The following is a 10,209-nucleotide window of genomic DNA, read 5'->3' on the forward strand; positions in this document are numbered from 1 at the left end:
AGGAACCATCATGGCAGTGATCAAAGCAGATGTGGTGCGGGCGCGCATCGATCCGGCAATTAAAGAGGATGCAGAGCGCGTACTGGAGAAACTGGGAATGAATATGTCGGATGCGATCCGCATCTTCCTCACCCAGGTCAGCCTGCGTCAGGCGTTTCCGGTAGAGCTGAAACTACCGCAGGCAAGTGACAAAACCAGCAAGTCCTGAGCCGGCGCAATGCCGGCTTTTTTATCGGCTCAGCCATCCACGACGGGCTGACGTTAATGCCGGACGTTTAAACCGGCTAATGACCAATCCTCCACGATTCAGGAATCAGACGGAAATAGATCTGTTCCGGCACCGGGCTGTCCCACGCCCCGATCAGCATGGCAAACGCGACGGCGGCGAAAAGTATGCCGAGCACCAGCGCGGCCATCGCGGCGCCGGAAACCGCCGTTTGCCGCCACAGCGGTTTAACGCCAGCGTCTGCCTGGTACTGGCCGCCCGGCGGCTGGCGCAGGGAAAAGTTGAGCGTCGAGGCCACAGGGCAGGATTCCACGCAGCTCATACAGGCCGAGCATTCAACGGTGGTGACCTTAATTAACCGATCGACCGGGATAGCGGACGGGCAGGCTTTGGCGCACTTGCCGCAGTCGATACAACTGTCCGCATTGCGGCGAATGCGAAACGGCGAGAGCAGTGAGAACAGCCCCAGTAGAGCGCCATACGGGCACAGATAGCGGCACCAGAAGTTGCGGATAAACAGGCTGGCAAAGGTGAAGAAAACGACGCAGGAAAGCGTAATGGTGCCGATATTGCGGAAAAAATCGAGCATCTTCACGTCGATGATCAGGCCGTAGGGAGACATCAGGAAATACTGAATGCCGCGGGCTGACATGGACAGAGAAATATACAGGAAAAAGCTCAGCAGCAGATATTTCAGGCCGCGCAATGGGATATCCAGCCAGCGCGGCAGCGTTAAGTGGCAGCCAAAAAGCTTTTTACCCAGATTTCCCACCAGTTCTGAGAGTGTGCCGATGGGGCATAGCCAGGAACAGAACGATTTTTTAAGCAGCAGGCTGGTGAGGATAAAGGCGCTCAGCAACAGCATTGAGGCCGCGTGGACCGGCGGAAGATGCCCGGTTTCCAGACTGTACTTGATGTTCATCAGTCCGGCTATCGGCAGCCAGCCTTCAATGCCGCCTGGACGGGACACAAAGGTGCTGGCGCCGCCGGTTTCGTAATAGCGCACCCAGAACCAGAACGCGATGCCGATATAGATATTGATGGCCAGCATTAAGCATTGCGTCGCCCGGCGCCAGGTTAAGGCGTTGCGCCAGTCGTTCCAGGGGCGTTTACCGCCGATAGTACCGGGACGGCGCTGCCAGCGTGTTGACGGTCTTTCACTCATACCCTGCTGTTTCCTTGTGGGCCCGGTGGCTGAAGAACCTGACGTGCTGTCACTCAGCGTAAGTGATGTACCACCTGGTTGCTGCTGCCGCGCCAGATCAGGGCCGGGTCTTTTAAATCCTCAACAAATTTCCCATCCACCAACACGTTAATCAGATCCACCACCGCCATTTGTCGCTCGTCCAGTTCGCCAAGCCGATAGCCGGTCCAGATCCAGATATCCTTGCCAGGACATTCGTCACGTACCCGCTGGACCAGCGCCAGCACCGGCGCCACGTTCTGCGGATGCAACGGATCGCCGCCGGACAGTGATAATCCCTGGCGGTGAATGCGGCTGTCGTTCAGATCGGCAATAATGCGATCCTCCATCTCCCGGGTGAAGGGAACGCCGGAATTGAGCCGCCAGGTGCTCTTGTTGTAGCAACCCGGACATTCATGGACGCACCCGGAGACGAACAGTGTGCAGCGGGTACCGGGGCCGTTGACGATGTCAACGGGGTAGTATTGGTGGTAGTTCATCCTGTTCTTATTCTGCTTATCAATTACCGCCATAGCGGCGTTGGCTGCGCTCATTCGCCCGGGTCACTTACTCCAGTAAGCTCCCCGGGACTTATTCACTGGCCGCCTTGCTCTGACGTTAATTGCGTTGCGGCATTTTCCGCTGTTCTTTAAGGTTGCTGCGTTGCTGCTCCATCCTGACGGTGACGCCAGAAAGGCCGGCGATAGCTTTATTCCAGCGCTTCCATCTGCCCGTTGCCGAGATGCTTCACGCGCCGCTTCACCTCTTCCTGCTTGCCGGCGTTGAACGGGCGGGCGTCCGGGCTGCCGAGATAACCACACACCCGGCGAGTGACCGATACTCGTGAGGCGTCGTGATTACCACATTTCGGGCAGGTGAAACCCTTGCTGGTACATTCAAATTCACCGGTATAACCGCACTCATAACACTCGTCGATCGGCGTATTGGTCCCGTAATACGGCACGTGCTGATAGCTGTAATCCCACACGTCCTCCAGCGCCCGCAGGTTATGCTGAATGTTCGGGTATTCGCCGTAACAGATGAACCCGCCGCTGGCCAGGGGCGGATACGGCGCCTCAAAGTCGATCTTGTCGTAGGGGTTAACCTTTTTCTCTACATCCAGGTGGAAACTGTTGGTGTAATACCCTTTATCGGTCACCCCTTCCACCACGCCGAAATCAGCGGTATCAATGCGGCAGAAACGATCGCACAGGTTTTCGCTCGGCGTACTGTACAGGCTGAAACCATAGCCGGTTTCCGCTTTCCAGGCGTCCACCGCCTGGCGCAGGCGCTCAACAATCTGCACCGCTTTGGCGCGCAGCGCCGCGCTGTCATAAATGTGCTGTTCGCCGAACAGCGCATTGATGGTTTCGTGGATCCCGATATAGCCCAGCGAAATAGAGGCGCGGCCGTTTTTGAAAATATCGGCAATGTTGTCGTCGGCCTTCAGACGCACGCCGCAGGCGCCTTCCATATACAGAATCGGCGCAACCCGGGCCTTGACCCCTTCCAGACGGGCAATACGCGTCATCAGCGCTTTTCTGGCCAGCTTCAGACGATCGTCAAGCAGCGCCCAGAAGGCCTCTTCGTTCCTGCCCGCTTCCAGCGCGATACGCGGCAGGTTAAGGCTGATAACCCCGAGATTGTTGCGTCCGTCGTGGATCATCTCGCCATTTTCTTCATACACGCCGAGGAAACTGCGACAGCCCATCGGCGTTTTGAATGAACCGGTCACCTTCACCACCTGATCGTAGTTAAGGATATCCGGATACATACGTTTACTGGCGCACTCCAGCGCCAGTTGCTTGATGTCGTAGTTCGCATCGCCGAACTTGTGGTTCAGGCCGTCGCGAATAGCGAACACCAGTTTCGGGAACACGGCGGTTTTGTGGTTTTTACCCAGCCCGGCGATGCGGTTGCGCAGAATCGAAGTCTGGATCAGACGCGACTCCCAACTGGTGCCGAGGCCGAAACCAAAGGTGACGAACGGCGTCTGGCCGTTGGCGGTGTGCAGGGTGTTAACTTCATATTCCAGCGACTGGAAGGCGTCATAACACTCTTTTTCGGTGCGCGCTCGGGCATAGCCTTCGGCGTCCGGGACCTGCCACTCTTCGGCAATCTGCTGGTGTTTTTTAAAGCTGGCGGTCACGAACGGCGCCAGCACTTCGTCAATACGGTTGATAGTGGTGCCGCCATAAATATGGCTGGCGACCTGGGCAATGATTTGCGCCGTCACCGCCGTGGCGGTAGAGATGGATTTCGGCGGTTCGATTTCCGCGTTGCCCATCTTAAAGCCGTGGGTCAGCATGCCTTTCAGATCAATCAGCATGCAGTTGAACATCGGGAAGAAGGGCGAATAGTCCAGATCGTGGTAGTGAATTTCACCGCGCTCGTGAGCCAGCACTACATCGCGGGGCAGCAGGTGCTGCCTGGCATAGTGTTTGGCCACGATGCCCGCCAGCAGATCGCGCTGGGTGGGGATCACTTTACTGTCTTTGTTGGCGTTTTCGTTGAGCAGCGCGGAATTGGTCTGCTCCACCAGACCGCGAATTTCCTGGTTCAGGCGGCCGCGCTTTTCCCGGGCGATATCCCGGTCATGGCGATATTCAATATAAGCGCGCGCCAGCTGTTTGTAATTACCGGCCATCAGCTGGTTTTCTACTGCCGTCTGGATCTCATGGATGTCCACCTGACTACGGTTTTCCATCTGGGTCCGGACGACATCTGCGACGGTGGCGCAATAATCTGCGTCATCGACTCCCGCTGCTTTAGCCGCACGAAGAATCGCTTCTTTGATGCGCTCTGAATTGAAAGGTACTTTGCACCCATCTCGTTTCATCACATGCGGTGTCATGATCTCTCCATATTGAGTAAAAAAGGTTATCCACAGAGGTCTGGATATTTCCGGGGGCGCTGTTTCGCTTGCGCATCAGCGTCTTTCCCGGGTCCGGCCCTTTTTATCCACAGCAAATCCCCACGTTATTATTGGTGGGTTGATGCTATTGTAGACGGAAAATACAACATATTGGGCCGGAATGCATTTTAAAGTCTATATATAGTGATTTTCATCAAAGATGTTTGCGAGTTTCTTGATGCAGAACAAAGTAAATCCTGTGGTCCTGCTCTGGCGGGCGCTACGGGGAAACAGAAATATCTCTTAAATGTATTGTACAAAAACCGCGTTTTTTCTATGGATACCCTGAGGTAGCCGGAGCATTGGCGCTCCGACCAGTCCGCTATTGTGCAGCTTGTGCCGCAGGCGTTACGCGCTTTGCAGCCACCAGACTGCTTCATAGGGGCGCAGTGTGATGTCACTGCCCGGCGTCGGCGCGTCAGGGTAGTTGTGCATCATGACCTGGCCGCGGGCGGTAATCTGCTCCAGCGGCAGCGTCTCTTTGCTCAGGTTGGCGACCACCGTCAGGGTTTGATCCTGCCAGTTGCGCTGATAACACCACAGGAAAGGGTGAGCCGGCAGCAGGTCCTGGTAATCCCCGAAGGTGAGTACCGGCAGCATCTTGCGCAGTTGGATCAAACGTTGATAGGTGAAGAACACCGAATCTTCGTCGTCTAGGGTGGCGCGGGCGTTAATGGCGGGATAGTTATCGCACAGTCCGATCCATGGCGTGCCGCGGGTAAAACCCGCGTTGTCGCTGTCGTCCCACTGCATCGGAGTGCGGCCATTATCCCGCGACTTACTGGCGAGGATCGCCAGTAGTTCGTCGCTGTCGCGGCCAGCGGCGCGCAGTTCGGCGAACATATTGTGGCTCTCGACGTCCCGATAGTCGCTAATGGCGGAGAAATGCGGGTTGGTCATCCCCAGTTCTTCACCCTGGTAGATATACGGCGTACCCTGCATGCCGTGCAGCACCATGGCCAGCATTTTCGCGGCCGGCACCCGCAGCGCCCCTTCGTCGCCAAAGCGTGAGGCGATGCGCGGCTGATCGTGGTTACACCAGAATAATGCGTTCCACGCCGCACCGTGCATGCCCTGCTGCCAGTGGCGAAACAGCGCTTTTAGCGCCACGTAATCCGGCGCCGCCAGGGTCCATTTCTCGCCGCCGGGGTAGTCTACTTTCAGATGGTGGAAATTAAAGGTCATCGACAGCTCGCTGCCGTCCAGCGCGCCGTAGCGCCGGCAGTGTTCCAGCGTGGTGGAAGACATTTCCCCGACCGTCATCAGGCCGCGCGGAGTAAAGACGTCACGGCTGAACTCCTGCAGGTATTCATGAATACACGGGCCGTCGGTATAAAAGCGCCGGCCATCGCCGCCGTTGTTATCGTCCTGAAAATCCCGGTCTTTGGAGACCAGGTTAATAACGTCGAGGCGCAGTCCGTCGACCCCCCGATCGGCCCAGAATTCGCAGACTTTTTTCAGCTCATCGCGCAGCGCCGGGTTTTCCCAGTTGAGATCTGCCTGTTCCGGCGCAAACAGATGCAGATAGTACTGACCGCTTTCCGCATGCCAGCGCCAGGCGTTGCCGCCAAATTTGGAACGCCAGTTATTGGGTAACTTGTCCGGCGTGCCGTCACGCCAGATATAAAATGAGCGGTACGGGCTGGCTTTATCCTGCGCCTGGCGGAACCAGTCATGGCGGGTGGAGGTGTGGTTAAACACCATGTCCAGGATAATGCGGATATCGCGCCGGTGGGCCTGCGCGACCAGGGTATCGAAGTCGTCAAGGGTGCCATAGGCCGGGTCGATGGCGGTGTAATCGGCTACGTCGTAGCCATTATCCACCTGCGGCGAGAGATAAAATGGCGTCAGCCAGATAGCATCCACCCCGAGGGTTTTCAGGTAGTCGAGGCGCTGAGTCACCCCCGCCAGGTCGCCGGTGCCGCTGCCGGTGGTGTCCTGAAAACTCTTCGGATAGATCTGATAAATAACGCCGTTTTGCCACCAGGGCAGAGTTGTCTTCATGGTGCAGTCCTGCAATAAAACGGAAGAGGCGCGGATCCCCGCGCCCGGGAGAGCGTCATCAGGCAACTTCCAGTACGCCCTGGCGGAATTTACGCCGGTACATGGCGCTGGTCAGTACCAGCGGCACAACCACCGCGACCAGCATCGCCAGCGCGCAAAGGGTCCAGTAACGCGGCTGGATTGAGAGGATCCCCGGCAGGCCGCCGACGCCGATGCCGTTCGCCAGTACGCCGTTCAGGCCGCACAGCAGGCCGGCAAGGCCGGAGCCAATCATGGCGCACAGCATCGGGAAGCGATACTTGAGGTTAATACCGTACATCGCCGGCTCAGTGACCCCGAGATAAGCGGAGATGGCGGCGGGAACGGAGATTTCGCGCTCGTTGTGCTTGCGGCTACAGATAATAATCCCCACCACCGCAGAGGCCTGGGCGATGTTCGACAGCGCGATCAGCGGCCATACTGGCGTACCGCCCATGCTCTGGATCATCTGCATATCGATAGCCAGCGTGGTCTGGTGGACGCCGGTAATCACCAGCGGCGCATACAGGAAACCGAATAATGCCGCGCCTATCGGGGCAAAACTGCCGGTCATCAGATGACGTACGGCGAAAGCGACGCCGTCGCCGATCATGCGGCCGAACGGGCCGATCAGCGCGTGAGCGAGGAACACCGCCAGCAGCAGAGAGCAGACCGGCACCACTACCAGGTAGAGGTAATCGGGGACCAGACGCTTGAGGCGCGTTTCAATCATACCCAGCGCCAGGCCCGCCAGCAGGGCGGGGATGACCTGCGCCTGATAGCCGACTTTGGCGATGGTGAACAGACCGAAATTCCACACTTCCGGTGCCTGGGAACCGAGCAGATAGGCGTTCATTAACTGGGGCGACACCAGAGTGACCCCCAGCACAATACCGAGGATCGGCGTGCCGCCCATCTTCCGTACTGCCGACCAGCAGATCCCCACCGGCAGATAGAAGAAAATCGCCTCGCCGATCAGCCAGAGAAAATCGTAGATAGACTGTAGTGCGGGATACATTTGCGCCAGCGTCTGGCCGTTGCTCATTGGCACATCGCCAATAACGTTGCGGAAGCCGAGGATCAGACCGCCGCTGATCAGCGCCGGCAGCAGCGGGAAGAAGATCTCCGCAAAATGGGAGATGGCGCGTTCGTGCCACTTCATATTCTGGCGCGCCGCCAGTTTGGCCTGCTCTTTATCCGCCGCGCTCCGGCCGGTACTGCGCAACAGCGCCTGGTAGTAATCGCCTACTTCCGTACCGATCACCACCTGGAACTGGCCGGCGTTGGTGAAGCAGCCTTTGACCATCGGCAGCGCTTCGATCTCTTTAGGTCTGGCGCTGGCCGGGTTGTTCAGTACGAAACGCAGCCGGGTAATACAGTGGCTGACAGTAGCGATATTGTCGCGGCCGCCGACCAGTTCGATCAGCCTGTCGATGTCCTGTTGTTGTACTTTGCTCATGATAAGACCCTGTGGGTGTCCGCACGCGATCGCTCTGGCCGGGGGATACCGCTCCCCTTTGCTGGCGCCTGTCCCGTAAACCAGACGCCGCCGGAAGGGTGCTGTGCAGAGAAAGTGTGTCAGGTGAAAGCCTGAAAACAGGGTAGCGGTGAACGGATTTTACTGGAATGGGAACGTTCCCTATCCTGGCGCGCGATCACAAAATTTGTGTCGCGGCGGCGATTAGCTCAGGGTGGCAGGGACCACTATCTGGCGTAATTCAGCGTGCTGAGAGATCTGGGCGATCAGTTGGGAAGCCGCTTCCAGCCCGGCCTGCGCGTAACCGGGATCGACGGCGATAATCTCCGGATGGAGAAATTTCATCAGCGGCGTATTGCCGACACTGGCCAGTTGCACGTCGCCACGCTGCTGTTCCTGGAGGTATTTGCTGGCCCCCAGCGCCAGGGTATCCGTGGCGCAGATCAGCGCGCTGGTCTGCGGGGTCAGGACGCCGGCGACCTGCTCATAGCCCTGCTTCATGGCGAGGCCGGGCAGGGCGTCGACCGGGGTAAGGCGCAGTTTTTTACACCAGGCGAGGTAGGACTGGTGGCGGCGTAAACCGGTGGTGGTATCGCTGTGCGGTACGCCGAGAAAGCTGATATGGCGGTGCCCCTGGTCGTAAAGCGTTTGCATCAGGATGGCGATAGCCCCTTCATCGTCGTAACACACGGAGGCATAGCCTTTGGCATCCCGGGCGATCAGCACCAGCGTGGACTGCCAGGGCTGGAGCATTTTTTCGCTGATGCCGGTAAAACCGAACAGGATAACGCCATCGATATTGCGCCGGCTCAGCATTCCGAGGTGCTCGTCCACCAGTTGCGGGGAGAACTGACTCTCCATCATGATAGGGTCATAGCCTTGTTCATAAAGGCTCGGCAGGATGGTCTGTACCGCCAGGTTTTCCGACAAAGAGTCCAGGCGAGTGACGATAATGGCGACCACTTTATCGCTCTGGCCGCGCATCGCCCGGGCGGATCGGGAAGGGGAAAATCCCTGTTGTTGCATTACCGCCTCCACCCGTTCCCGGGTGCGGGCGCTGACGCCGCTTTCATTGTTCAGAACGCGTGAGACCGTGGATTTGCCCACCCCGCTCAGGCGTGCGATATCTTTGATGGTCAGTCTGTTTTGCATGGTCTCTGCCTTATGATCGCCGCTACGCACCCAGTGAGGTTATGCTACTCACCCGTCAGGGTTGGGTAAAGCGCTGCTTTCTCTGGATTTGTATGTCGGCGGATTATGCAGGGCGTAGGGTGATGGCGTGGGGGCGCGATAGTGCCCTTCATTATTGCTCCGGGCGGAGACGGTGAAAATACGCGGATATTGCTGGTTAATAATATTGATATATATTATTTGAAATTATCTATTATTGATATTTAATATTATTAACTGGAAACTTTCGGAATTATTAAATATTTCTTCAACTATTCAGGATCTTTTTCGCAAAGAGTGCTACTGTTCATAGCGGTACCTTTTTCCATTTCAATTAACGATTCTTTCATTGATAATTCCTTTTTCAATTGCCCCTTTTTCCGCAGCTCCGGCTGCGGCTTTTTCTTATACTTGCGGATCGGCGCCAGGTCTGATGTGTGAAGTTATCTATCTCCAAAATAAAGTAGGTTATATTTTAAATCGAGGTTGCTTACTGTAGCCTGCCCTTTTTTATGGATAACTAAGGATTATATTCATGAACGGAATCATTCCTGACGTTTCATTTATTAATAATAATGAACAGCGTACACCGCTAATTCTGGTTCTGGATTGCTCGGGAAGTATGTCCGGGGAGCCGATAGAGCAGCTTAATCAGGGGCTGGCGTTGCTGGAAAATGCGCTGAAAACCGATGTTATTGCCGCTAAACGGGTACGTCTGCTGGTCATTCAGTATGGCGGCCATGATGAATGCCGTATTCTGGGGGACTGGTGCGATGCGATGGCGTTTAACGCGCCACGCCTTGAGGCCAATGGCCTGACGCCTACCGGCAAAGCGGTAGAACTGGCGCTCAATGAAATTGAAGCGGAAAAACAGCGCCTGAAGCAGGCGGGTGTGGCCTATACACGTCCATGGCTATTCCTGATGTCCGATGGCGTGCCGACCGATCTCTGGGAAGGGGCGGCGGAATATTGTCGGGCTTCGCAAGCGGCTCATAAAGTTGCCGTATTCCCGATCTGCGTCGGGGAGGGTGCCTCCGCGGATGTGATGGGACATTTTTCACAGCACGGTATTCAGGGCGTGAAGCGTCTGCAGGGGCTGCAGTTCCGCGAACTTTTCCTTTGGCTGAGCGCCAGTATGCAGGTGGTTTCGCAATCAGTACCCGGCGGGCAGGCGCAATTGCCGCCTACCGATAACTGGTCCAGCGCGCCGGTATAAC

At 56.8% G+C, this 10,209-nt stretch carries 8 protein-coding genes; 2 read left to right on the plus strand and 6 right to left on the minus strand.

From position 1 onward, the window contains the following. Positions 1-10: 10 nt before the first annotated feature. Positions 11-208: a type II toxin-antitoxin system RelB/DinJ family antitoxin gene (locus AQ981_RS15225; protein ID WP_058912589.1), complete on the plus strand. Its 198-nt coding sequence runs from the start codon at positions 11-13 to the stop codon at positions 206-208. Positions 209-284: 76 nt separating this feature from the next. Here the strand turns inward: AQ981_RS15225 and AQ981_RS15230 are convergent, their stop codons facing one another. From AQ981_RS15230 to treR, 6 genes are all read right to left on the minus strand, one after another. Continuing rightward, positions 285-1,391 (minus strand): 4Fe-4S binding protein, encoded by a 1,107-nt coding sequence (locus AQ981_RS15230; protein ID WP_058912590.1) that lies wholly within the window; start codon positions 1,389-1,391, stop codon positions 285-287. Positions 1,392-1,444: 53 nt separating this feature from the next. Beyond that, positions 1,445-1,909: an anaerobic ribonucleoside-triphosphate reductase-activating protein gene (gene nrdG / locus AQ981_RS15235; protein ID WP_058912636.1), complete on the minus strand. Its 465-nt coding sequence runs from the start codon at positions 1,907-1,909 to the stop codon at positions 1,445-1,447. A 209-nt stretch (positions 1,910-2,118) separates the two neighbouring features. Further along, positions 2,119-4,263: an anaerobic ribonucleoside-triphosphate reductase gene (gene nrdD / locus AQ981_RS15240; RefSeq protein ID WP_058912591.1), complete on the minus strand. Its 2,145-nt coding sequence runs from the start codon at positions 4,261-4,263 to the stop codon at positions 2,119-2,121. Positions 4,264-4,671: 408 nt separating this feature from the next. Further along, positions 4,672-6,327: an alpha,alpha-phosphotrehalase gene (gene treC, locus AQ981_RS15245; RefSeq protein ID WP_058912592.1), complete on the minus strand. Its 1,656-nt coding sequence runs from the start codon at positions 6,325-6,327 to the stop codon at positions 4,672-4,674. Positions 6,328-6,385: 58 nt separating this feature from the next. After that, entirely contained in the window at positions 6,386-7,804 is a 1,419-nt protein-coding gene (gene treB / locus AQ981_RS15250) for a PTS trehalose transporter subunit IIBC (RefSeq protein ID WP_058912593.1), read from the minus strand. A gap of 222 nt (positions 7,805-8,026) precedes the next feature. Beyond that, positions 8,027-8,974 (minus strand): trehalose operon repressor TreR, encoded by a 948-nt coding sequence (gene treR, locus AQ981_RS15255; protein ID WP_058912594.1) that lies wholly within the window; start codon positions 8,972-8,974, stop codon positions 8,027-8,029. Positions 8,975-9,527: 553 nt separating this feature from the next. Between treR and AQ981_RS15260 the strand changes: the two genes are divergently transcribed. Continuing rightward, a complete protein-coding gene (locus tag AQ981_RS15260) occupies positions 9,528-10,208 on the plus strand; it encodes a vWA domain-containing protein (protein ID WP_058912595.1) in 681 nt (226 codons plus the stop codon). The last annotated feature ends 1 nt before the right edge of the window (position 10,209 follow it).

The sequence above is a fragment of the Entomohabitans teleogrylli genome (assembly GCF_001484765.1).
Lineage (GTDB): Bacteria > Pseudomonadota > Gammaproteobacteria > Enterobacterales > Enterobacteriaceae > Entomohabitans > Entomohabitans teleogrylli.